Here is a 22,486-nt window from a genome sequence, read left to right on the forward strand (position 1 = left end):
GCGCGGCTTCGGCAAGGCCGCGATCGTAGTGAACGCACCGGAACGAACGTGACCGAAAAACCCAAGCAGCTGCGCGGTATCGCGGTGCGCGACAAGCTCGTCGGCATCGCGACCGAGGGTATCCACAGCTATCAGAACTATTCGTTGACAAAAAGTTGACGAAAATCGGCAGAAATTCCGTCACTGCTGGAGCACTGCAGTGACCAATCGCAGAGTTGGGACATGACCGCATTCCGTGATCTTCGGCAATACATCGAGCTTCTGACCGAGACCCTGGGCGAGGACGAGGTGCGCCGCGTCGAAGGTGCCGGCTGGGACCTGGAGATCGGTGGCATCACCGAGCTGCTGGCCGAGCGCGAAGGGCCAGCGCTGCTCTTCGACGACATCCCCGGCTACCCGACCGGATTCCGCGTCTTCACCAACTTCATGGGCACCGCGGCCCGCTGCGCCGTGGCACTGGGCCTGCCCGCCGACACTCCGAAGCTCGACATCGTGCGGACCTGGAAGGACATGAGTCGCAACCTGAAGCTCATCCCGCCGGTCGAGGTCGCCCACGGGCCGATCCTGGAGAACATCCTGGAAGGCGACGCCGCCGACCTGACGATCTTCCCAACACCGCGCTGGCATGACGGCGACGGCGGCCGCTACATCGGCACTGCCTGCATGGTCATCGCACGCGACCCCGACACCGGCTGGGTCAATGTGGGCACCTACCGAGCCTGCGTCCAGGGCAAGGACCGGCTGTCGCTGTGGATGCTCGGCAACCGGCACGCTCGAGCGATCGCCGCCAAATACTGGGACCGCGGCCAGGCATGTCCGATCGCCGTCGTCGTCGGGCAGGACCCGATCCTGTCGACGGCCGCCGCAATGGCCGCACCTGCCGGAGTATCGGAGTACGACCTGGCCGGCGGTCTGAAAGGCGAGGGCATCGCAGTGCTGCACGCGCCCGGAACCGACTTGCCCGTCCCCGCCGCCGCCGAGATCGTAATCGTGGGCGAGATGCCGCCGCTCGAAGAGGAGTCGGTCCTCGAGGGGCCCTTCGGCGAGTGGACCGGCTACTACACCCACCAAGGCCAGGAGACCGTGGTGCGAGTACGCCAGATCCTGCACCGTGACAACCCGATCATCCTCGGCGCGCCGCCCATGCTCCCGACCATCCCGTCAGGCGACCAAGCAGTACCGCTCTATTCCTCCACCGTCACCTGGGACCACCTGGAACAGGCCGGGGTCCAGAACGTCCATGGTGTGTGGGGCTATGCCCGACAGCTCATGATGGTCATCTCCATCAAGCAGACCGGCGCGGGCGATGCCATGCATGCGCTGCTCGCCGCCGCCGGGCGCAAGCGCAGCGGCGGCATGGAGCGCTACTTCGTCGTGGTCGACGAGGACATCGACATCACCGATATCAACCATGTGCTGTGGGCGGTGTTCACCCGCGTGGACCCGTCGGAATCGATCCATATCGTGCGCTCCCCCACGACCGCCATTGATCCCCGCCTGTCACCCGCCAAACTGGCAGCAGGAGACCTGTCGATGGGAATCGTGCTCATCGATGCCTGCAAGCCATTCGCCTGGAAAGACCAGTACCCGCGTGCCAATCGGGTCGACGAGACATACCGCGCCGAGCTCCGCGAACGCTGGAAGACCACCCTTCCCCTCTGATTCCCACCCGGAACACGTGGCGACCCCGAGTGATTCACTCGGGGTCGCCACCGACCGTCCCCGCACCAGCGGGAGCTCCGACCGATCAGGAGAACGACGTGATGAACGTGCCCGAAGACGTGGCCCGTCTGCTGGCAGGCGCACCGGCAGTCCACGCCGATGAGCAGGCATTCCCACTACTCACCATGGATGAAAACGGCTACCCGCACACGGCACTGCTATCCCGTGCCGAGCTCGACCCGGCCGCCGACCGAAGGGCGCTGTTCGCGGTCGTGGCGAGTCCCGGAACTCAGGCCAACCTGCGGCGGCACCCGCTCGCCGCCCTGCTGGCCGTCGACGGAACCATCTGCCATCACCTCGAGCTCTCAATGGTCAGGTCTCTGGCGGTCGGGGATCTCCTGGGCTGCGTGTTCACCGCGCGACACCACAAGCGTGACAGCCTGAACATCCCCCTCAGCCCACTCGGATTCCACACGACCAGGCACCTCACCGAGCTCGAGAATTGGCGACTCAGCGCCGACGTCCTCACCACGCTCCAGCAGGAAAGCTCGGAATGACCCGCATCATCGTCGCAATGTCCGGTGCTACCGGCGCCCCGTTGGGCGTGCGCCTGCTCGAGGCACTGCGCGACATCCCCCAGGTCGAGACCCACCTCATCCTCAGCGCCTGGGCCCGCCACCATCGCCTCATGCGGGCCGGCTCCAGCACAGCGCCGGGGCTCGCTCGCGTGAATGGGCTGTTGGATGGGATCAGCGTTCCGCCGTAGGCAGACAGGCGGTTTGGATCAGGTCCTCGCATGCGCGGGTGACGTAGGTGCCGCGACCCGGGGACATGAGGGCGGGGCGGGTATTGCCGAAGAGGGTGCCCTCGTCGCGGCTGCAGCTCATGATCAGGGAGGCGGAATTGAGTTCCTTGAGGCGGTTGAGGGTGGCCTCGTACATGGCCCGGCCGGCGCCACCGGAGCGGCGGGCCAGGATGAGGTGGAAGCCGAGGTCTCGGGCGTGGGCCAGGTGGTCGACGAGGGCGTGCAGCGGGTTGCCGCCGGCAGTGGCGACCAGGTCGTAGTCGTCGACGACGACATAGAGTTCCGGGCCGCGCCACCAGGACCGGTCCTCGAGTTGCTGCGGGGTCACCTCGGGGCCGGGCATGCGCTGGGTGACGTAGGCGGCCAGGTCGGCCATGTTCTGGGTGAACTGCGGGGCGGTGGTGCCGTAGCCGGCGAGATAGCCCTGCGGCACGGTGCCGAGCATGGTCCGGCGGTAGTCGCCCATGATGATGCGCGCCTGATCGGTGGTATTGGACTCGCAGATGGAATGCACCAGCGCGCGCAGCAGAGTGGTCTTGCCGCACTCGGAATCGCCGATGACGACGAAGTGCTGGCTCGCCGCCAGATCCAGGTACACCGGGGCCAGACCGGATTCATTGATGCCGAGCGGAAAGCGCAGGCACGACCGGGTGCTATCCACCTCGGCGGGCCAGTCCCCCGCCAGCCGCAGCAGCTCCGCGCGCAACAGCCGATCGGGCAGCATGCGCACCGCCGGTGCGGGACGCCCCGGGGTGAACTGGGCAATGACCGAAACAGCCTGCACCACGCCGGTTCCCAGCGTCGAAGGATCGGGGTCGCCGTCCACCCGCGGCAGTACGGTCAGCATGTGCAACCCGTCGGCGGTCATGCCGCGGCCCGGGCGGCCCATGGGCACCAGCGCCGCGAACTTGCGCCCCAGATCCGAGTCCATGGGGTCGCCGAGCCGCAGTTCGACGCGGGTGCCGATCTGGTCCTTGAGCGCGGGCCGTGCCTCGGCCCAGCGGTTCAGCGACATGACCACGTGCACGCCGTACGAAAGTCCCTGCACCGCAAGGTTCATGACGGTCTGATCCAGCGGTTCGAACTCCTGCCGGAACGCACCGTACCCGTCTATCACCAGGAACACGTCGCCGAACGGATCCTCGTGCACGCCCGCGGCGGTGAGACCGGTTCCCGGGCCGGTGGCGCGATCACCGACCGCCGGGTCGGCGCGCAGCCGCCGGAACTCGGTCATGGACTCCACGCCGAGCCGCCGGAAGGTGGCCTCGCGGCGGCGCACGATGCCCACCATCTCGGCCACGGTGCGCCGCACCGTGTCCGTCTCCATGCGGCTGGCGACCGCACCCACGTGCGGCAGCCCCTCCAGGCCGATCATGGTGCCGCCGCCGAAGTCCAGGAGATAGAACTGCACCTGTTCGGCGGTGTGCGTCAAGGACATCGCCATGACGAGCGCACGCAGCGCGGTCGATTTCCCCGACTGCGGACCGCCGACGACCGCCGCATTGCCGCGCGATCCGGACAGGTCCACCACCATGGGGTCGCGGCGCTGATCGTAGGGCCGATCGACAATGCCGATCGGGGCACGCAGGGCCGCAACGGGATTCCAGTCCCCGGTGAGGATCGAGCGCGGCAGCAGCTGATCGAGCGTAGATGCCGCACCGAGCGGCGGCAGCCAGATCTCGTGGGCCGGCCGACCGTGCCCGCGCACCCGCGACACCAGCATCTGCAGGTTGGAGATCTGATCCGCGTCGGCGGGGGCCGCCACCAATTCCGGCAGGTCGGGCAGCGGAATCCGGTCGGCGGCACGGAACTCCACGTGGCCGGCGATGAACGGGCGTGCGCTCACATCGATGTCGCCCGACCGGGTGGCCTCCGCGGCATCGCGTTGCGAGCCGCCGCCGACATAGGGACCGGAGACGTAGGCGGACTGGAACCGCTGGATATCCCCCGAATCGGATTTCAGGTAGCCGCCGCCGGGATTATTGGGCAGGTTATAGGCATCAGGCACGCCCAGCACCTGCCGGGATTCATTGGCGGAGAAGGTCTTCAGGCCAATGCGATAGGACAGGTGACTTTCCAGCCCTTTGAGCCGCCCCTCCTCGAGCCGCTGTGAGGCCAGCAGCAGATGCACATGCAGCGAGCGGCCCAGTCGGCCGATCATGGTGAACAGTTCCGCGAAATCCGGATGCTGCGAGAGCAATTCGGAGAACTCGTCGAGCACCACGAACAGCGCGGGCAGGGGATCCAGATGCGCGCCCGCCGCCCGCGCCTTCTCGTACTCGGAGACATTGGCGAAATTGCCCGCCGCGCGCAGCAGTTCCTGGCGGCGGTTCATCTCGCCGGCCAGCGCGTCGCGCATGCGGTCGACCAGGTCGGCCTCCTCCTCCAGATTGGTGATGATGGCCGCGACATGCGCCACCCCCTCCAGCCCGAGGAAGGTCGCGCCGCCCTTGAAATCCACCAGCACGAAGTTCAGCTGATCCGGCGAGTGCGTAGCGATGAGCGAAAACACCAGCGTCCGAAGGAATTCCGACTTACCCGAGCCGGTTGCGCCGATGCACAGCCCGTGCGGCCCCACGCCGCCCTCGGCCGCCTCCTTGATGTCGAGCACCACCGGCAGCCCGTCGGCCCCGACGCCGAAGGGCACCCGCAGCCGCTCCCGGCCGTAGCGCGGCTTCCACGCCGTCTCGGGGGTGAAGGTACCGATATCGCCCAGGCCCAGCAGCTGTGACCAGCTCGAGATGACCTCGCCCTCCTCGCCGGAGGCCTCGGCGGTGCGCGCGACGGCGGCCCGATACGGCGCGAGCCGCCGCGCGGCCTGCTCGGCCTCCCGGGCGGTGATGCGGTCGACGACGGCGAAGCGCTCCATCGCTCCGGAGGCTCCGCGCCCGGCGCACTCCCCGTTCTCGACCACCATCTGGATGCCCCGGGAGGCAGCCAGCCGCGGCGCGTACCCGCACAGGTCGATGACCGTCACGCCCTCGAAACCGTTCTCCCGCAGGGGATCTTCCTCGGCCTCGAGTAGTCCGCCGTCCACCACCAGCACGAGTTGGGTCAGGTTCGGATTGGGCGGCTGATTGCGAGAGTATCGAATCCGGTTGTTCAGCAGGGAATTCAGATCGTCGTGTGCCTCACGGACGGAGCCGTACACCATGCGCCCGCTGCCGACGCCGTCCTGAGAGTCGGGGTGCTGGGCGTGGGGCAGCCACTTGATCCACTCCCATTCGCGGATGGTGTCCGGTCCGCAGACCACGGCGATCAGCACCTGATCGGGGCCCTGAAACATGGCCAGCTGCAACAGCATGGCGCGGGACATGTCGCGAGCCTGGGCGCGGTCGCCGGTGAGCTGGACGGCGGCGAAGCCCTTGACGGCCAGGGCGGTGGGCAGATCGGGCACGGTGGAGTGGGTGCGCACGAAGCGCCGCAGTGAGACCGCGGCAATGGGTTCGAGCTCCTCGACGGGCCCAGTTTCCGGGGCGACCAGTCTCGTAGCAAGTCTTTGGCTACCAAGCCCGATGCGGGCGTGGCAGAAGTCCCTGTCCCCCGGTCGGCGCTCCCACATCCGCGTGGTCCCCGCGAGCATCCAGATCAGCCCGGGCTCCGGATGACTCCATTCCACGGCCGCCCGCTGCTGCCCGGCCGTCTCCTCCACATCCCGGCGAACCTGGTCCAGATAGCGCAGATAGTCCTTGCGATCCTCGTCGGCCTCGGCCGCCCGCTGCCCCTTGCCGCCCTGCCCCGCATACATCCCGACCAGAGAGAACACCATCATCATCGGGAACATCAGGCTCATCGGATTGGCGGCGAGACCATTCCCGGAGGTGATCATCAGCGCGACCATCCCGAGCATGCCCACGGCCATCACCACCGGCATGAGCTTGGTGAAGAGAGTGGTCGGAACCGTCCGCGGAATCTCCGGCGGCGGCTGCAGGCTCACCTCACCGCCGGGTGAGCGGGGCATCTCCCGGCGCGGCCGGCGCTGGAACCGTATGGTGCTCATCGCGGAAAATCCCCCACGGATTCGGGTCGACTTGCGGCTTCAGTGCACGAACGGCAACCATCATGCCGTACAGTGCGGGCGTGGCGCAGTCGCGGACCGATCACCTCGAGGAACTGCGCGGCACGGTCCGCGCGCCGGATCTGGCGCGAGTCACGATTCTGGCCAAGCACACTCAGGTCGACATGGCCATTCCCGTCGATGTGCCGGTGGCACTGGTCATCTCGAGCGTGGTCGACATGGTCGATCAGCACAATCGCGTCAACGACTTCGACCACGACGGGGAACAGTTCGAGCCGCACGAGTGGGTGCTGGCCCGTGTCGGGCAGCCGCCCTTCTCCAATTCCCTGAGCCTGGCCGAGCAGGGCGTGCGCGATGGGGAGCTGCTCATGCTGGAGAGCGCCGAGCACATAGCGCCCACACCGCTTTTCGACGACATCATGTACAACGTCGCCATCGCCGACGCCGACCACTTCCGCGGCTGGACGCCGCGTACGGCCCGGCTGACCGGATCGGCGCTGGCGGTGGCCATCATGTTGACCGGCTGCCTCGGCCTACTGGCCGCGCCCACCGCCATTCCCGGTTGGGTGAGCGCGACCGTGGCCGCCGTCGTCACCCTGCTGCTGGTCACCGCGAGCATGGTGCTCAGCCGCATGTACCGCGACCGCGCGAGCGCGCTGGTGCTGGGCGGTTGCGCACTGCCCACCGCCTTCAGCGCCGGAATGCTGTTCGTGCCGAACCACTTCGGCTGGGCCAACGCGTTACTGGGCACGGCCCTGGCCGGGGCCACCGCGATGCTGGTCCGGCGGGTGAGCGGAGTCGGGCTGAGCCTGTTCATCGGCGTGACCGCGCTGGCGGTCTTCGCCATCCCCGCGATACTGGTGGGCCTGCTGACGGATCTGCCCGTGCACGCCATCGGCGGCGGCACGGCGGCGCTGGGCCTGGCCGGATTGTCCCTGGCCCCACGGCTTTCCATGCTGCTGGCCGCGCTGCCGTTGCCGCCGGTCCCCGTACCAGGCACCCCCATCGACCCCACCGAGGACGACCCCGGCGACCATCGGGCCCTGCCCACCATGGAGGTGCTGCGCGCGAAATCCGCACGGGCGCGCGACTATCTGGCCGGATTGGTTGCGGCGACCACCGCGGTGGTCGTGGCCGGGGCGGTCGCCGCCGTGGATCCGACCGCTGCCACCCCATACTGGCCTGGCCTCGCCCTTGCGCTGGTGTGCGCCGTGGTGCTGATGTTCCGCAGCCGCACCTATGCGGGTGCGGAACAAGCCGTGGTCCTGATCGCCGGCGCCACCTCCGTGGTGCTGCTGGTGCTCATCGGTGCGGCTCTCACCCGGCGACAGCCACTCACGATTTTCGGTGTGGCCCTGGCGCTTTTCGCCGCGGCACTGGTCCTGGGCATCATCGTGCCCCGCCAGCAGGCCACCCCACCCGTGCGGCGGGCGGTGGAACTGCTGGAATACGCATTCGTGGCAGCCGTGGTGCCGCTGGCCTTCTGGGTGACCGACCTCTACGCCCTCGTACGCGGACTGTGATCGTCACCGGCCATGCTGGATAGCGCGCTGAGCGCCAACGGTTTCCACGACCGCGCCGCCGCTCCCAGCGTGCGTGGCTTGCGGGTCGCGGCGGCCTCGGTGGTCCTGGCGCTCGGTGCGGCAGTCGGAGTGGGGGCCGGGCCAGGTGTCGCGTTCGCGGACCGGCCGCCGCCCATCGATGCGGGCCTGCTGCCTCCCGGTGGTCCGGCCGTGCCGCCGACGGAGACCGAACACCCCGCGAACTCGCCGTGCGTCAGCACCCAGGTGGGCGGTGGCGGGCCGACCATTCCACCCACCCAGCGCACCCTGGATCTCCCCGATGCGTGGCAATTCTCGCGTGGCGCAGGGCAATTGGTGGCCGTTATCGACACCGGGGTGTCTCACCACCCGCGGCTGCCCGGCCTGATTCCCGGCGGCGACTATGTGGCCGCGGGTGGCGACGGCACCGAGGACTGCGACGCCCACGGCACCATTGTGGCGGGCCTGATCGCCGCTTCCGAGGTCGGCGGCCAGGGCTTCGCCGGGGTCGCGCCGGAGGCGCGGATCATGACCATCCGCCAGACCAGTGCGCTGTATCAGGCCAAGGGTGCGGGCCGGGAGAAGGGCCCCGACGATATGCCCGACGGCTACGGCAAGATTGCCGCTCTGGCGTCGGCGGTGCGCCGGGCCGCCGACGCAGGCGCGCGGGTCATCAATATCTCCCTGGTCGCCTGCCTCACCACCGAGCCCGCCAGCGCGGAGATGGGCGCGCTGGGCGCGGCGGTGCAGTATGCGGCCGTCGAGAAGGACGTGGTCATCGTGGCCTCGGCGGGCAATACCGATACCTGCAAGGCGAGCAATCCGGGCCCGGATCCCCTGCATCCCACCGACGATCCGTGGGAGCACGTCGCGTCGTATGTGGTGCCGGCCTGGTGGGACGCGTATGTGCTGTCGGTCGGTTCGGTCGACGCCTACGGCCGGCCGTCGAAGTTCACCGTCCCCGGGCCGTGGGTGGGGGTGGCCGCGCCGGGCGAGAACATCGTCTCGGTCGATCCCCGCAACACCGGGCTCACCACGGCCAAGGTGACCAATCAGGGGCAGATCGTCCCCTACAGCGGAACGAGTTTCGCCGCGCCGCAGGTCTCGGGCGTGGCCGCGCTGGTGCGGGCCCGCTATCCGGATATGCGCGCCGCCGGGGTCATCGAGCGCATCGAGGCCACCGCGCACGCGCCGGGTGAGGGCTGGAATCCGGCCATCGGTTACGGCACAGTCGATCCCGTGGCCGCGCTCACCGCCGAGGTGCGAGACAGCCTGCCGCCCAAGCGGCCCGCAGGACCGCGGGATCAGCAGCTCGCCCTGCCTGCGCCGCCGCCCGCACCCGATCACACACCACGCAATGTCGCCCTGATCGGCACCGGCGTCGTCGCGCTGCTGCTGGCGCTCGGCTTTCTGGCCTCGTTCCCGCTGCGCCGCAGGTTCGGCGTGCGGGACACCGACGCCTAATGGGCGCTGTCGGCGTAGCCGTCCTCAGCCCCGCGCATGACCGGAGCGAATGCGGAGGTACGCCTAACTCGGTGGGACCGATGCCTGAACTCAGTTCCCGTTCGGCGCTTTGGTTTTCACCGGCTCCCTGGCGGGATTCGGATCAGGCGCGACCCCGTCGTGGGCAACCATCGCGGCTTCCCGGCCGAGAGTCGGTCCGGGAGCGAGCAATCCGAGAATCGGCCACGGCGCCGGTTCCGGCCGCACCTGCTCCGGATCCATGCCCAGTGCCTTGGCGGAATCCAGATCCTCGATCCCGAACCGCACTCCGTAGTCGGAGACGAAGAACAGGCTGTCGTGGCGCTGGCTGTCCGGCTCGATACCGGTGGACTGCACGTACGCTCCCGCGCCCGGCTTCATATAGAAGCTGTCCACATTCGGGCCGCTGCCATCGGCCTGCGCCAGCGGAACCAGCCTGGCGCGGTCGGGAATCGGTACCGCGTGCCCGGTGAGCACGGCCAGCTCGGCGTGCTTGCTGCCGTCGGACGTATCGGCGGAACCGACCGGCTTCCAGGACAGGCAGTCGACGGGCTGATCCTTGCCGTCCACCAGGACCGGCGCCCGGCCCGGATATTTCGACACCTGCAGGGCCGAGGAGACCGGCGCGCCGGTGCGATCGGCCTGCGCGATGAAGTCGTCGGCGTCGCTGGCGCGGTAGGCATTCCGGATGATGTCGGCGGTCAGCGCCGAGACCGGCTGCAGGCCGTCGGGCAGCACCACGTAGTACTTGCTGTCGGTCCGAACCCGCACGACATCGCCGATCCGGTGGTCGCCGAGCGGGTAGTCCGGTGCGGCGCCGGCATTCTCGATGCGCGGCGGAACCAGCGGCGGCACTTCGGGAATCGCGTTCAACAGGCCGTCACTGATCGGGCGTGGGGTCTGGCCGCGCAGATCGAGGGCATCGACCACGGCCCGATCGTTCAGATCGATCCGGGCTCGCTGATCGTCGTAGATCAGGTAGGTGTGGACCCGGCCCTGCACCAGCAGCGCCTTACCGGACGTCAGGTGAGATGTCTTGTCCGCCTTGCCCGTATCGCCGGCCAGCACCGAGGTGGTGAGAGAGCGGCTGCCGTCATTGGACAGCGCGTCACACACCGTCCAGGTGCGGCCGTCACCGCCGGTGAAGTTCAAGGAGGTCGGCGCGCCCGGAATGCCGATCAGCTGCCCGCGCGGTTTCTCGGCCAGCTGGGACTCCTGCACGATCGCGGGCTTGGCCGCATCGCCGGCGGCCAGGCGCGCCGAGGCCAGGTTCAGCGCCGGATGCACCACATTGTCGAGCACCACGTAGACCGCGCCGGAGTCCTTGCCGATGAGGATCTTGTTGGACCCGATCCCGTCCTGCGGCCGCAGCAGAGCCAACACTCCGCAACCCGCCAGCGCGATACACGCGAGGATGAGTCCGGCCGCGTATGCCCGCGACTGTGAACGCATGGGATCGTGCAGCATTCGCACGTCCCGGCGAACCAGGGCGTGCTCCATGCGACGGACCAGGAAGCGATAGCCGCTCACCTGCCATCGGGTCGTGGGTTTCGAAGGCATCCAAGTCCCCGGCAAGTCGTTGCGTTCGCCGAACACAGTACAGTTACAAGGACATTCATACGCACTCGGCCGCTGCGCGAGCGCACCGGGGCAGCGCGCGGGGCCGATATCGGGGAGCCGGGGACCGACGATGACGCTCGAATCCGGGGAGACGGCGACGCGGCCATTGCTCGGCCGTATCTCCCTCGCGAACCTGATCTGGGCTCAGGTTGCCGGACTGGTCGTTCTGGTCCTCGGTGTGCGGTGCGGGCTGGCGTGCTGGGCCGCGCTCACTCTCGGCATAGTGGTCGGTCTGGTTCTTCTGCTACCACTGGGCAAACGTACCGTTTCCGACTGGATCGCCACCCGCGGCCGCTTCCGCACCCGGCGCGGCCACCCGCCCGCCGACCTCATCGATTTCCGCGCCCCCGACGGGCGCTCGCTCGGGCTCTACCGGGACGGCGGTCGCGTGGTGGCGGTCGTCGAGGTGCTCGCGCCCAAGGGTGGACTGACCCGGCTCGGGCGCTCCACCGTGCAGTCCACCCATCTGCTGCCACTGCCGGAGCTCGCGAAAAGCCTGAACCGGCACGACATTCTGCTGTCCGGCATCGATATCGTCTCGCACGGCTTCCGCAGTCGCTCCGGCACACCAGCGGGCGCGATCTACGACACTCTGCTCGGCCCGCTGCCCGCCACCGCGCACCGGACGGTATGGCTGGCCATCGCCTTCGACCCGATCACCTGCCCCGAAGCCGCGGCCCGGCGCGGCGGCGGGCTGACCGGCGCGTGCCGGGTGGTCACCATCGCCACCCAGCGCATCGTGCGCACCCTCGAGGACGCCGACTGCTCGGCCCGGCTGCTCACCGCGCCCGAGATCCGGCAGGCCGCCCTGCAGGTCACCGCGGGCGTCGACCCGGGCGAACTGACCCAGCGCTGGCGCTACGCCGAACTCGGCAACGGCGTGAACATCGGTGCGGCCGTGGATCCCCGGCAGCTGGCCTCCGATCTGCTCGCCCAGCTGTGGGTGCCCGCCTCACGCGGCACCACGGTGGCCGTGCGGCTGCGCCCGGGCCGCAACGCCGACACCGTGCGCATCGGCGCGGCCTGGCGGCTCACCGCCCGGGAACTGCCCGACGAACCGGTGCAGCAGCACATGATCTCCATGAACGGCCGCCACCGGGAAGGGCTGCTCGCGCATCTCCCCTTCGCCGTGCCGGGACTGGACGGCACGGTGCCCACCGAGATCCGCGACATCGCCGGGATCGAGGCCCTGCGGCTGCCCTCCGCCGGATGCGGCCAGCTGCTCGGCTCCGACGACGACGGCAATGGCGTCGCCATCCGCCTTGTCGGGCAGGGCATTTCGAGCGTCCACCTGGCCGGGGAGCTCTATCTCGCCCAGCAGATCGTCTTCCGCGCGCTGGCCGTCGGCGAACGCATCCTCATCCGCACCGACCGCCCCGCGGCCTGGCAGCGGCTGGTCACCACCATCGGGAATCCGGACCGCCTCAGCGTCGCCGTCGAAACCCACCAGTCCGACGCCGATTTCACCGCGACCCTGGTGGACGGCGTCCTGGCCCCGGCACCCCACGCCGGCGTCACCACCATCTACCTCACCGGAGACCCGCTCGGCTGGCCCGGCACCAGACCCGACCTGTCCATCCGCCAGCCCGCCGCCGCCGGCCACCGGATCATCCTGCGCACCGGCACCACCGAGGTGCCCCTGACCCTGGTCTCCATCCCCCGCGAGTCCACCTACATCGGACGGCCCCGCGCCGCCGTCGCGCTCGCGCGCTAGCTGCCCGGATACGGATCGGCGGCGCGGGCGGTGCGCAACGCCGCCGCCCACCAGGCGAGCTGACGCAGCATGCGATCGGCGGCGTCGATGGCCGCGCCGTCCCGGGTCTCGCCGCCGGCATCGAACTTGCGTTTGGCCTCATGGAAACTCACGGTCTCGCGGATGGAGACCATATGGATCTCGGCGACCACCTGCCGCAGCTGCTCGACCGCGCGCAGCCCGCCCGACAGACCGCCGTAGCTGACGAAACCGACGGGCTTGCCGCGCCATTCGCGCTTGACGCTGTCGAAGGCGGTCTTCAGCGAGGCCGGGTAGCCGTGGTTGTACTCGGAGGTGACGGCCACGAACGCGTCCGCGGCCGCGACCCGCTGCCGGAACGCCCGCACCTCGTCGGACTCCGTGAGGTCCAGCGGCAGCGGAGTGCCGAGGAGGTCGATGACGCCCACCTCGAAATCCGCGTCGGCGCGGGCGCGGCGCAGGAACCAGTCCGCGACGACCGGCGCGAACCGCTGGGGACGCACACTGGCAATGATGACCTCGAGCCGCAGCGGGGTATCCATGCCGGGAGCCTATCGGCTGGGCGGTCAGCGCCGCCCGATCCCGCGCGCCGCATAGTCCGACAGACCCTTGGCGGGCTGGGTACGCGCGGTGAATTCCAGTGCCTGCCGGGCTCTTTCCGGATGCGCCACGACATGGCGGATGTCGGTGACGCGGCATTGACCCGTCACCACCGGATTCGGCCCGTCCATCGCCCTGGCCAAGACAGAGGCCACCTCCCACAGCGTGAGCGGCCGCCCCGAGGCGATATTCAACGGCACGAAACCGGGCAGCCGGCGTTCCACGGCCGCAACGGTGGCCACCGCCGCGTCCCGCACATGCACGAAATCTCGCACCTGACCGCCGTCTTCGAACACCTGCGGCGGGCGCCCCGCCACCAGCTCGGCCCGAAAACGCGCCACCACACCGGATTCCGCCGACCGCACGCTGCGGCCATCCGCCACCGGCTCGCCGTAGAGCTGGTTATACCGCAGCACCGCGGCATCCCCGCCGGTATTGGCGGCCCATGCCAGTGCGTAGCGCTCCTGCGCGACTTTGCTTGCCGCATAGGCGCTCCGGGGCCGCAATGGCGCGTCCTCCCCTATCGGCTCCCAGGTGAGCACCTCCCCGGACCGCGGCGCGCGATGATCGAACAATCCCCGATCCAGGTCACCGCGCCGCCGCAGCCCCGGATAGAACGGCCCGCTGCGCACGCCCCGATACCGGCCCTCGCCGTACACGGCCACCGAGGACCCGAGCACCAGCCGCGGCACCCCCGCCCGCTCCATGGCGGCCAGCAGGACGGCTGTGCCCACGTCATTGTGCGCGGCGTAGAGCCCGGCCCAGCGCATGCCCTCCGCGCCCGCCCGCTCGCCGCCGCGCTGCCTGTCCACCGGGACGCAGCGCAGATGCGGAACATCCTGCGGGGCAGCGAGATTCGAGGAGTCGGTGGGCACCGGCTCGATCGCGCCCCGCAGCCGCGGCAGCGGTACGGCCGCCGCCAGGTGACAGACCACATCGATATCGGCGAGCAGGTGTTCCAGCGCGTCCTGGTCACGGACATCGATGCGGGAAACATCCTCGGGGCCAGCGGCATTCGCACCGTGCACGGTCTCGAGCAAGGCATCGATCGCGACGACCTCGTGACCGGCCGCCAGCAGAGCGCGGTGCACATGGGAGCCCAAGTAACCCGCCGCGCCGGTCAGCAACACGCGCACGGGGTCGGGACCGCGCGAATTCATGGTTCCAGCCTATTCGACCGGCTCCCCCACCTCCCCGCGCCTTCGGCGGACGGCTGAGAGCCGTCCGCCGTTGGCAACCCGTGCCGTCGGTTGGGTGCGAAACCGATTCTGGACGTCCCCGGCGAGTTACCCTGATCGGCGCGAAATCAGTTGTTGCGTCTGATTCGAAGAGACCTGAATGAGAATATGGTCGCGACGTTGTCGAGCTGCCCTGAGCGTCGGGGAAGCTCAGGGCAGCTCGAAGGGCAGCTGCACGCCGGTGCCCGTCAGCACGCGGCACTTGTCGCAGGTGTCCTCACCCTCGACGGCGGCGACGGCACGGCGCACCAGCGCCTTGAACGGCACCAGGTTGCGCTCGAACTCGGCGAAGACGGCCGCGGCGCTGACGCCCTCACCGGTCTCCAGGCCCGCGTCCAGGTCGGTCACGAGAGCGATTGCGGAGTAGCACATTTCGAGCTCGCGGGCGAGCACGGCCTCCGGGTGCCCGGTCATATTGACCAGCGCCCAGCCCTGTCCGGCGTACCAGCGGCTCTCGGCACGGGTGGAGAAGCGCGGGCCCTCCACCACGACCATGGTGCCGTGATCGTGCGCGGGCAGCTCGTCGCCCAGGGCACCGATCGCCGCCGAACGCAGCTCCTCGCAGTACGGGTCCGCGAAGGCCACGTGCACGCCGCCGGTGTCGTAGAAGGTCTGGGCGCGACCGGAGGTGCGGTCCACCAGCTGGTCCGGCACGGACACGGTGCCCGGGCCCCAGTCGGCACGCAGGCTGCCGACCGCGCACGGGCCGAAGATGCGGCGTACGCCCAGCGAACGCAGGGCCCAGATATTGGCGCGGTAGGGCACGGTGTGCGGCGAGAACTCGTGTTTGCGGCCGTGCCGCGGCACGAACGCCACCGATCGCCCCTCCACCTGACCGATGGTGATGGGCGCACTGGGCGCACCGTAGGGGGTCTCGACCTCGACCGTGGTCGCGTCATCGCCGAAGAAGTCGTAGAACCCGCTGCCTCCGATGATGGCGAGCGTTGCCCGTGGATCCTCACTCATGCCCACGATTCTCGCGCATGCGCGCGCGAGTGGTGGGACCAGGGCAAACCATGTACCCTAGGGGGGTATTAAGCCCGGGAGTGAGGACAGCGCAGGTGACCAACGACAAGACCGCGACCACAGACCCGGCTGCGCCCGCCGAAGCCGCCGAGTCCTGCCACGACCACGCCACCCACGGCTACATCACCGCCAAGGACGACTACCTCAAGCGTCTGCGCCGCATCGAAGGCCAGGCCCGTGGCCTGCAGCGCATGGTCGAGGAGGAGAAGTACTGCATCGACATCCTCACCCAGGTCTCGGCCATGACCAAGGCCCTGCAGGCCGTTGCCATGGGCCTGCTCGAGGATCACATCAGTCACTGCGTGGTCGACGCGGCCGTCGCTGGCGGCCCCGAGGCCGAGGCCAAGATCAAGGAAGCCACCGACGCCATCGCCCGCCTCGTGCGGAGCTAGCCCTCAGCAGGCGGCGATGCCGCCGGGATACGTGCCCAGGGACATGGGCAGCGCCCAGCGGTCCGGGTCGGACTGCCAGCCGGAGGCGACCCGACGGAACCCGCGGCGGGCGGGGACGGGGTCGCCGTCACTGCGGTCACGCGTGGCCCGGGCGGAGTCGTACTGCTGGGCGTCGGCGCTGTCGGCGTCCAGGTCCAGATCGGCGTAGAGGATGCCCCCCTCGCCCTCCTCGAGCGGGGTCACCACTTCGCTGCCGTCCGCGGCGTAGATGCGGGCGCGGCCGGTGGGGCCGCTGATCCGAGGGGCGCCGCCCATACCGTCGAACGCCGGCTCCCCCACCACCGCGGTGGGCGCGAGCACGAAGGCGCCGACCTCCAGCGCGCACATCCGGCTGACCGTGGTGCTCGAATCCGGCCCTGCCGCATCGGCGTACGGACTGCCCGGCCAGGCCGCCACGTGGATCTGCTCCTCGTCGGCGCGCAGCGCGCGGGTGAGCAGCGGCCGCTGGTTCTCCTGCCCGGACAGCGCGCCGTACTTGCCGATCGGAGTGTGGTGCACTGCAGGCAGATTCGGGGTTCCGGAGGCGAATATCTTGCGTTCCACGCTGTTCAACCCGGCCTTGCGGCGTACGGATAGCAACGCGCCGGAATCGTCGATCACGGCCTGCGACATATAGATTCGCCGATCCTGCCGTTCACCGAATCCGAGGACAACGTGAATGCCGTACGCGGCGGCGGCACCGGTGATCGCGCGCATTTCCACGCCATCCCGAGTCATCGAATTCTCGCGGCACCGAGTGGAGTATTCTACATTCCACTGATTGGTATCGATCCAGCGCCACCAGGGATATCCGGGGAGAAACGCCTCCGGGAATGCGATCAGCCGAGCGCCCTGCGTCGCCGCTGCTCGGATCAGTTCGACGACCTGTTCCACGCCGTCGGACAGCCGCAGCCAGCTGGGTTCGGCCTGGACGGCGGCGACTCGCACCGTAATCCTCATCGCTGTTCCCTCATGGAACGTGATGCTTGCCAAGAGTTTCCGGCAAAACAATGGCGACAAGTGCCGAATCACCGACTGATCATGCCAGGGTACGAAAAGCCCCCGGAGTCGTACCCATTTCCAAGCGGAAGCTGCGGTAGAAACTACGCTCGGTGAGGAATCCCGATGCTTTCGCAACGGCCGAAAGCGGCAACTGTGGCGCATTTCGTAGTAGCTCGCAGGCACGTTCGATTCGCATGCGGCGCAGCACCGTTCCCGGTCCACCCCCGAACTCGCCGAACACCCGGTAGAGAGTACGCCGCGACATACGGCAGCCCTCGGCGATTCGATCGACTCCGAGATCCGGATCCGCACAGTTGCTGCGCATGAAGGCCAGCACCCGCTGCCGGTTGAGGGCGTCCGCGGACTGGTCGTGTGGGGTGCGCCCGGACGCCGCGATCACCGCCGCCGCCAGCAGATCCATGCCCGGTTCGGCCAGCAGTGCCGCCCCGGCCGGATCGGTGCGCTGCAATCCCGCGACGCCCCGGAAGAATTGCGCCACGATTCCCGGCGCGGTTCCACTGGAAAACACAGTGGCCGTGGGGACTTCGGGATCGGAGACGCCGTAGTGATCGCGCAGCCGACTCAGCGGGACCTGCACCACGACCTGTTCCCACTCCTGCTGCAAGTTCCACTGGTAGGGACGAGTGGTGTCGTAGAACACGATCGAACCGGGACGGACATCCGCCACCCGGCCGTCCTGTTGCAGGCGTCCGTGACCCGAAAGCGGAATACTCGCGATCAGATACTCGTCATTCGCCTGCGCTATCAGCCGATCGGTGCGACGGATGAACTGAGTAGAGGATCCGACGACGGTCAGGTCGAGGTCGCCATATCGAGCACGCTCGATATGACCAACAAAACGATCGGTCGGTTTTGGTGAAACCGCCAATGGCACATAGGCATCGCTCACGTGCGCTTCCCAGCGCTCGAATGCCTCCGCCGCCGACTGCTCCGGTCCGGACCGCACCTCGATCCGATCGACCGCTTCTGACCGTTCCACTCCCCATCCCTCGATGACAATGGTCGGCCCATGTACGGCCGAATACTCGGGAGAGTGTGTCAGATCGGGGGAAATCGAGCCAATACATCGGAGCGGTACGCAGTGATACCACTAGGCCGCGGACTCGAAACTCAGGTCCAGTTCCAGATCGGCGTACAGCAAACCCTGTTCGTGCCCGGCCAGCGGCGACGCCAGTTCCTCGCCGCCCGGCGCGAAGATGCGCGCATGCCCGCCCGGCCCGCGCACCAGCTGCTTGGCCGGCTCCGAACCCCGGCGGCTCTCACCGCCCGCCACATCCATCACCGCACACGCCGCGACCACGTTCAGGTGCCCGACCACCGCGTACCAGAGCGTGGCCGCATTGTTCACGCGCACACCCCAATCCACGTCCCGCGCCACGATGAAGCCCGGCCAGGACACCACATGGATCTGTGCGCCGGTGCGCTCCAGCTCCCGCCGCGCAGGCAGACGCAACTGCTCGGAGCCGCCCTGCACCGCGATGCGGCCGATGCCGGTGCGGAAGACCTGCGACTCGCCGGGCTCGCCACTGCGGAAGATCTTGTGCTCCAGGGGCGTCAGCTCGGGCTTGCGACGGACTCCGAGCAGTACCCCGCGATCATCGATGAGGCACTGCGACATATAGAGCGCGTCGGCACTGCGTTCGCTGAAGCCGAGCAGCACGTGAATGCGATGCCGCCGCGCGGCGTCGGCGATGCGCCGGAACTCGGTGCGGCCCACCGTCATCGAATTCGTACGATACCGCGCGAAGAACCCCTGGCCCCAGCTCACCGATTCCAGCCACAACCACCACGGATACCCGGGCAGGAAGGTCTCCGGGAAGGCCACCAGCTGCGCGCCGTCAGCGGCGGCGTCCTCGATCAACTCGATGGTCTGCCGGACACCGGCACGCAGATCCAGCCATCGTGGCTCGGCCTGGACGGCTGCGACTCGTACCTTCGTCGGCACGTCGGCTCCTTCGGCGGGGATCGGATGATGTGCAATCACCCTTCGCCGAACGCGAGCCGGTCACAGCGACATACCGTGCCGCACTACCGACCGCGCGTGCCTGCGTCCAGTTGTGACCTAAATTGACCAGGCGTCACCCCGGTTTCCTGGCGAAATGCCCGGTAGAAATGGCGATCGGTGGCGAATCCGGAAGCTGCGGCAATCGCCGAGAGCGGCCGGGTCGGGTCGGCCCGCAACAGCCGCCGGGCATGTTCGACCCGCATGCGGCGCACCAGTGCGGCGGGGCCGCCGATGTCCTCGCACACCCGATAGAGCGTGCGGCGCGATACCAGGCAGGCGTGCGCCACCTCATCGACGGTCAGATCCGGATCGGTATAGCGCTGGCGCAGCACCGACAGCACCTGCTGACGCGTGTAGAGCGAATCGGCCGGCGCCGGCGAGTTCTGCCCGTTGGCCAGCAGCACCGCCGAGGAGAGCATGGCCGTGATCTGCGATTCGAGGGCATGTGCGGCACGTTCGGTTTCCTTGACCGGAAGGGCCGCCATGCCGCGGAAGAAGTCGACCACCACGCCCATCGCGCCGGTGGCGGGCAGCGCCTTGGCGATCGGTAGCTCGTCGCGCACCAGCCCGGCATGATCGAGCACCGCGGACATGGGCGCGCGCACGATCGTGGAAACCGCGTTCTCGGTGGTGCGGCTCTCGATCGGGCGGGCGCTGTCGTAGAAGGCGATGGTCCCGGCCCCGCCCTCGGTGATCCGGCCGTTCTGCTCGGTCCAGTTCGCGCCCTCCACAACAATGTTCACCAGCAGGAAGTCCGCGGCGGCCTGGTCGAGCTGGCGCTTGGTGCGCACCACTCGCTGTGCGCTCGAGGTCATCATGGTGAGACTGGAGTGATCGAACTGGGTGAAGCGCAGCTTGCCGTGCCACTGACCCTTGCCGAGCGGCTCACAGATCGACGGCAGTACCGCGTCGGCCACGATGGCCTCCCACTGCTCGAATGCCTGCCGCGCGGAAACCTCTGAGGTCGTACGGACTTCGGCGCTGGCAGTGGACGCAATACCCACACTGTGCATCATTCCACTACCGGCCGCCGGGAAACTGCTAATGAAGCCGACCGATCCGACAAAACGGACCAGTCGCCCGGATTGTCCTGGTAAACAAGCCGATCCGGATAGGCCGCCTGCCCGGTCGCCGGCGGCTCGAAGGCGGCGACCGGGCGGCGCCTCACCAGTATTCCAATCCGCCGCGCCGATGTGACTGCCCCGGCGTGCCAGATCACTGTCAATTGACGTCAGCCCCGATACACCTCCTGATCAGGGGTGACTCGACCGGAATTCGCCAGGGGTCATCCCCATTTCGCGTTTGAAGGCGCGATAGAACTGCCGCTCGGACATGAAGCCCGATGCCCGGGCCACGGACAGCAGCGGCCGAGTCGGATCGGTGCGGATCAGGGCCAGGGCACGCTCGACCCGCATGCGCCGGAGCATGGCCGCCACACCGTCCTCGCCGTGCTCGAACAACCGGTACAGGGTGCGGCGCGATACCGCGCAGGCGCCGGCCACCTGATCGATGGTGAGTTCCGGGTCGGCGTAATGGCGTTGGATGAACACCAGCGCCCGCTGTTTGGCCAGCGTCTGCGCGGGTTCGTCGTGCGGCAGGTCGCCCGCCGCCAGCTGCACCACCGATGCGAGCAGTCCCGTACCGTGTTTGGCCAGCACCGCCGCCTGGTCCGGTGCGGTGTGCTGCAATTGCGCCAGGCCGCAGAAGAAGCGGCCCACGATGCCGGCCGCCCCCTCGGGCGGGAAGCGCACTGCGGTCGGCAGCCGGTCCGCCGGCACCCCCGACGCCCCCACCACCTCCGCCAGCGGCACCTGCACCGCCACCACGCCCCAGGACTGCTCGAAATGCGCGCTGAAGGGCCGGGAACTGACGTGCAGGGTGAGCCCGCCGTCGGCCAGTTCCCCCACTCGCCCGTCCTGCTCCAGCCAGCCGTGCCCGTGTGTGGTCACGCTGGCGAACAGGATGGGCTCCTCGGGCTCGTGGATGAGCCGTGGTATCCGGCTGAGGTGCTGCTCGCTGGCCGTCACCATGGACACATCGATGCCGTCGAATCGCGATTGCACGATGCGCGCCCGGAACTCCCCCGACCGCACCGGTGTCACCACCAGCGGAACGTAGGCCGCTGCGACAACGGCCTCCCACTCCTCGAAAGTCTCCTGCTGCGAAACCTCCGGTGTGGACCGAACCTCCATCACCGCGGGCTCGACGCCGCCCCTCATCGCCCGATTCTCGCACCCCACGCCCGCCCCGATCCGCGAATTCCCTTAACAACATCCAACTTTCATCACATCGCCCGAATTTCCCCATTCCCCGCAACTCGCACCACGAATCTTCATCCCGGACTTGCACTTTCACGCACACCCCATCCGCAATCACATGTCGTCATTTCCACCCGGCATCGAATTCGCCGACCCGCCTGCCTGTGCGGGCCGAACCACATCAAACGTTCGATTCGATCGTCCGCAGCTGTGCGCGCAGCACCGTCGCCGTGAGCGCATACGGCGGCAGATCGGCCTCCGGGTCGCCGTCCGGGTCGTCGAACGCGTCGAGATCCGCCATCAGCGCCGCGCGCTCCCGACACGCCCGCCGATCCAGCGCCGCCTCCACCTGACGGCGAAACTCCCACGGCGACAACCGCTCCGTGACGCCGGGCAGGTCGGCGCCGGCCAACTGCCGCGCCACAGCCGTCCGATCGCCCGGGAGCAGGTCGATGACCTGCGCGGCCTCCCCACCGTCATGGAACATCCAGACCAGGAAGGTATGGATGCGGTCCGCACGTTCGAAACTGCCGACCAGCACCGAAGCGCCCCTGGCAGTCGAGCGGGTGCACGCGACCGCCCGCAGCGGTGCGGCCGAACGGGCCGACCAGCCCGGCACGTTCACCCCCTGCGCCTCGAGCCGATCCGCCGCGGCCCGTGCCGCACGCGACAACTCGGCGGTCGAGAGCCGGGCCAGGACGCGCAGCGTACCCAAGGCCTCCGAGGTCGCCCGCTCCTCGAGCACGAGCACCGCCCACGCGCCGAACAGCTTGGCGAACCCCAAATCCTCTTCGCCTCCGGCGAGCAGATCGGCGACCAGGAATTCGACCTGTAAGGGATCGGTGTCATCCCCCAACTCGGCAGCGTCCGCCAGCACCTGGTCGATCGGCTCCCGCAGATCGAAGCCCTGTCCGTCGAACCCGGCGAACTCATCCTCGTCCGGCACGAGCACCCGATCCGGCCGTCGCCCGCCGCCACGCCCGCCCTTGTGCTTTCGACCCCCGCGGCCACGCTTCGGTTTCCCCATACCGAGGACTATCCGCCC

General features: G+C 68.8%; 18 protein-coding genes. 7 read left to right on the forward strand and 11 right to left on the reverse strand.

Features of this window, described 5'->3' with window-relative positions; translation table 11 throughout:
* Window positions 1–222 precede the first annotated feature (222 nt).
* From ACIRRA_RS00005 to ACIRRA_RS00015, 3 genes are all read left to right on the forward strand, one after another.
* Window positions 223–1,662: a UbiD family decarboxylase gene (locus ACIRRA_RS00005; protein WP_402760898.1), complete on the forward strand. Its 1,440-nt coding sequence runs from the start codon at window positions 223–225 to the stop codon at window positions 1,660–1,662.
* A 101-nt stretch (window positions 1,663–1,763) separates the two neighbouring features.
* Complete coding sequence (locus ACIRRA_RS00010; RefSeq protein WP_402760901.1) at window positions 1,764–2,219, forward strand: hypothetical protein; 456 nt, start codon at window positions 1,764–1,766, stop codon at window positions 2,217–2,219.
* Window positions 2,216–2,428, forward strand: coding sequence for a flavoprotein (locus tag ACIRRA_RS00015; RefSeq protein WP_402760904.1), 213 nt, complete (start codon window positions 2,216–2,218; stop codon window positions 2,426–2,428). The genes ACIRRA_RS00010 and ACIRRA_RS00015 overlap by 4 nt, the downstream gene beginning before the upstream one ends.
* Here the strand turns inward: ACIRRA_RS00015 and eccCa are convergent.
* On the reverse strand, window positions 2,412–6,467 hold the full coding sequence (gene eccCa / locus ACIRRA_RS00020) for a type VII secretion protein EccCa (RefSeq protein WP_402760906.1): 4,056 nt from the start codon (window positions 6,465–6,467) through the stop codon (window positions 2,412–2,414). The two genes, ACIRRA_RS00015 and eccCa, sit on opposite strands and share 17 nt — an antisense overlap.
* A gap of 80 nt (window positions 6,468–6,547) precedes the next feature.
* On the opposite strand from eccCa, the gene eccD reads away from it, so the two are divergent.
* On the forward strand, window positions 6,548–8,008 hold the full coding sequence (gene eccD, locus ACIRRA_RS00025) for a type VII secretion integral membrane protein EccD (RefSeq protein WP_402760909.1): 1,461 nt from the start codon (window positions 6,548–6,550) through the stop codon (window positions 8,006–8,008).
* Between the two features lie 12 nt (window positions 8,009–8,020).
* The gene (mycP, locus tag ACIRRA_RS00030) at window positions 8,021–9,490 is read left to right on the forward strand and encodes a type VII secretion-associated serine protease mycosin (RefSeq protein WP_402760912.1); all 1,470 of its coding nucleotides are present in this window, start codon (window positions 8,021–8,023) and stop codon (window positions 9,488–9,490) included.
* Between the two features lie 90 nt (window positions 9,491–9,580).
* Here mycP and eccB read toward each other — a convergent pair whose 3' ends face one another.
* On the reverse strand, window positions 9,581–11,068 hold the full coding sequence (gene eccB / locus ACIRRA_RS00035; protein ID WP_402760915.1) for a type VII secretion protein EccB: 1,488 nt from the start codon (window positions 11,066–11,068) through the stop codon (window positions 9,581–9,583).
* 130 nt (window positions 11,069–11,198) lie between these two features.
* On the opposite strand from eccB, the gene eccE reads away from it, so the two are divergent.
* Window positions 11,199–12,842, forward strand: a complete 1,644-nt coding sequence (gene eccE / locus ACIRRA_RS00040; RefSeq protein ID WP_402760918.1) for a type VII secretion protein EccE — start codon at window positions 11,199–11,201, stop codon at window positions 12,840–12,842.
* On the opposite strand, the gene ACIRRA_RS00045 is transcribed toward eccE, so the two are convergent.
* From ACIRRA_RS00045 to ACIRRA_RS00055, 3 genes are all read right to left on the reverse strand, one after another.
* Window positions 12,839–13,402: an NADPH-dependent FMN reductase gene (locus ACIRRA_RS00045; RefSeq protein ID WP_402760921.1), complete on the reverse strand. Its 564-nt coding sequence runs from the start codon at window positions 13,400–13,402 to the stop codon at window positions 12,839–12,841. The genes eccE and ACIRRA_RS00045 overlap by 4 nt on opposite strands.
* 24 nt (window positions 13,403–13,426) lie before the next feature.
* The gene (locus ACIRRA_RS00050; protein ID WP_402762212.1) at window positions 13,427–14,596 is read right to left on the reverse strand and encodes an NAD-dependent epimerase/dehydratase family protein; all 1,170 of its coding nucleotides are present in this window, start codon (window positions 14,594–14,596) and stop codon (window positions 13,427–13,429) included.
* A 252-nt stretch (window positions 14,597–14,848) separates the two neighbouring features.
* A complete protein-coding gene (locus ACIRRA_RS00055; protein ID WP_402760924.1) occupies window positions 14,849–15,664 on the reverse strand; it encodes an S-methyl-5'-thioadenosine phosphorylase in 816 nt (271 codons plus the stop codon).
* A 182-nt stretch (window positions 15,665–15,846) separates the two neighbouring features.
* Here ACIRRA_RS00055 and ACIRRA_RS00060 point away from each other — a divergent pair, with 182 nt between their 5' ends.
* Complete coding sequence (locus ACIRRA_RS00060; RefSeq protein ID WP_051028944.1) at window positions 15,847–16,116, forward strand: metal-sensitive transcriptional regulator; 270 nt, start codon at window positions 15,847–15,849, stop codon at window positions 16,114–16,116.
* 3 nt (window positions 16,117–16,119) lie between these two features.
* On the opposite strand, the gene ACIRRA_RS00065 is transcribed toward ACIRRA_RS00060, so the two are convergent.
* The 6 genes from ACIRRA_RS00065 to ACIRRA_RS00090 form a co-directional block, all read right to left on the reverse strand.
* Window positions 16,120–17,115: a nitrilase-related carbon-nitrogen hydrolase gene (locus ACIRRA_RS00065; protein ID WP_402760926.1), complete on the reverse strand. Its 996-nt coding sequence runs from the start codon at window positions 17,113–17,115 to the stop codon at window positions 16,120–16,122.
* Between the two features lie 79 nt (window positions 17,116–17,194).
* Window positions 17,195–18,157, reverse strand: coding sequence for a helix-turn-helix domain-containing protein (locus ACIRRA_RS00070; RefSeq protein ID WP_402760929.1), 963 nt, complete (start codon window positions 18,155–18,157; stop codon window positions 17,195–17,197).
* A gap of 111 nt (window positions 18,158–18,268) precedes the next feature.
* Window positions 18,269–19,123, reverse strand: coding sequence for a nitrilase-related carbon-nitrogen hydrolase (locus ACIRRA_RS00075; RefSeq protein WP_402760931.1), 855 nt, complete (start codon window positions 19,121–19,123; stop codon window positions 18,269–18,271).
* A gap of 83 nt (window positions 19,124–19,206) precedes the next feature.
* Window positions 19,207–20,187, reverse strand: coding sequence for an AraC family transcriptional regulator (locus tag ACIRRA_RS00080; protein WP_402760934.1), 981 nt, complete (start codon window positions 20,185–20,187; stop codon window positions 19,207–19,209).
* Between the two features lie 249 nt (window positions 20,188–20,436).
* Complete coding sequence (locus tag ACIRRA_RS00085; RefSeq protein WP_402760937.1) at window positions 20,437–21,402, reverse strand: helix-turn-helix domain-containing protein; 966 nt, start codon at window positions 21,400–21,402, stop codon at window positions 20,437–20,439.
* Between the two features lie 220 nt (window positions 21,403–21,622).
* Window positions 21,623–22,468, reverse strand: a complete 846-nt coding sequence (locus ACIRRA_RS00090) for a hypothetical protein (protein WP_402760940.1) — start codon at window positions 22,466–22,468, stop codon at window positions 21,623–21,625.
* Window positions 22,469–22,486: the final 18 nt, after the last annotated feature.

This window comes from Nocardia sp. NPDC101769 (genome assembly GCF_044766925.1).
Lineage (GTDB): Bacteria > Actinomycetota > Actinomycetes > Mycobacteriales > Mycobacteriaceae > Nocardia.

What these genes read in the sequence shown, in the direction of transcription:
- ACIRRA_RS00010 (WP_402760901.1), top strand. Translation starts at nt 1,764, where the DNA reads ATGAACGTGCCCGAAGACGTGGCCCGTCTGCTGGCAGGCGCACCGGCA.
- mycP (WP_402760912.1), top strand. Translation starts at nt 8,021, where the DNA reads ATGCTGGATAGCGCGCTGAGCGCCAACGGTTTCCACGACCGCGCCGCC.
- ACIRRA_RS00005 (WP_402760898.1), top strand. Translation starts at nt 223, where the DNA reads ATGACCGCATTCCGTGATCTTCGGCAATACATCGAGCTTCTGACCGAG.
- ACIRRA_RS00045 (WP_402760921.1), bottom strand. Translation starts at nt 13,402, where the DNA reads ATGGATACCCCGCTGCGGCTCGAGGTCATCATTGCCAGTGTGCGTCCC.
- ACIRRA_RS00055 (WP_402760924.1), bottom strand. Translation starts at nt 15,664, where the DNA reads ATGAGTGAGGATCCACGGGCAACGCTCGCCATCATCGGAGGCAGCGGG.
- ACIRRA_RS00090 (WP_402760940.1), bottom strand. Translation starts at nt 22,468, where the DNA reads ATGGGGAAACCGAAGCGTGGCCGCGGGGGTCGAAAGCACAAGGGCGGG.
- ACIRRA_RS00015 (WP_402760904.1), top strand. Translation starts at nt 2,216, where the DNA reads ATGACCCGCATCATCGTCGCAATGTCCGGTGCTACCGGCGCCCCGTTG.
- eccB (WP_402760915.1), bottom strand. Translation starts at nt 11,068, where the DNA reads ATGCCTTCGAAACCCACGACCCGATGGCAGGTGAGCGGCTATCGCTTC.
- eccCa (WP_402760906.1), bottom strand. Translation starts at nt 6,467, where the DNA reads ATGAGCACCATACGGTTCCAGCGCCGGCCGCGCCGGGAGATGCCCCGC.
- eccE (WP_402760918.1), top strand. Translation starts at nt 11,199, where the DNA reads ATGACGCTCGAATCCGGGGAGACGGCGACGCGGCCATTGCTCGGCCGT.
- ACIRRA_RS00065 (WP_402760926.1), bottom strand. Translation starts at nt 17,115, where the DNA reads ATGAGGATTACGGTGCGAGTCGCCGCCGTCCAGGCCGAACCCAGCTGG.
- ACIRRA_RS00085 (WP_402760937.1), bottom strand. Translation starts at nt 21,402, where the DNA reads ATGAGGGGCGGCGTCGAGCCCGCGGTGATGGAGGTTCGGTCCACACCG.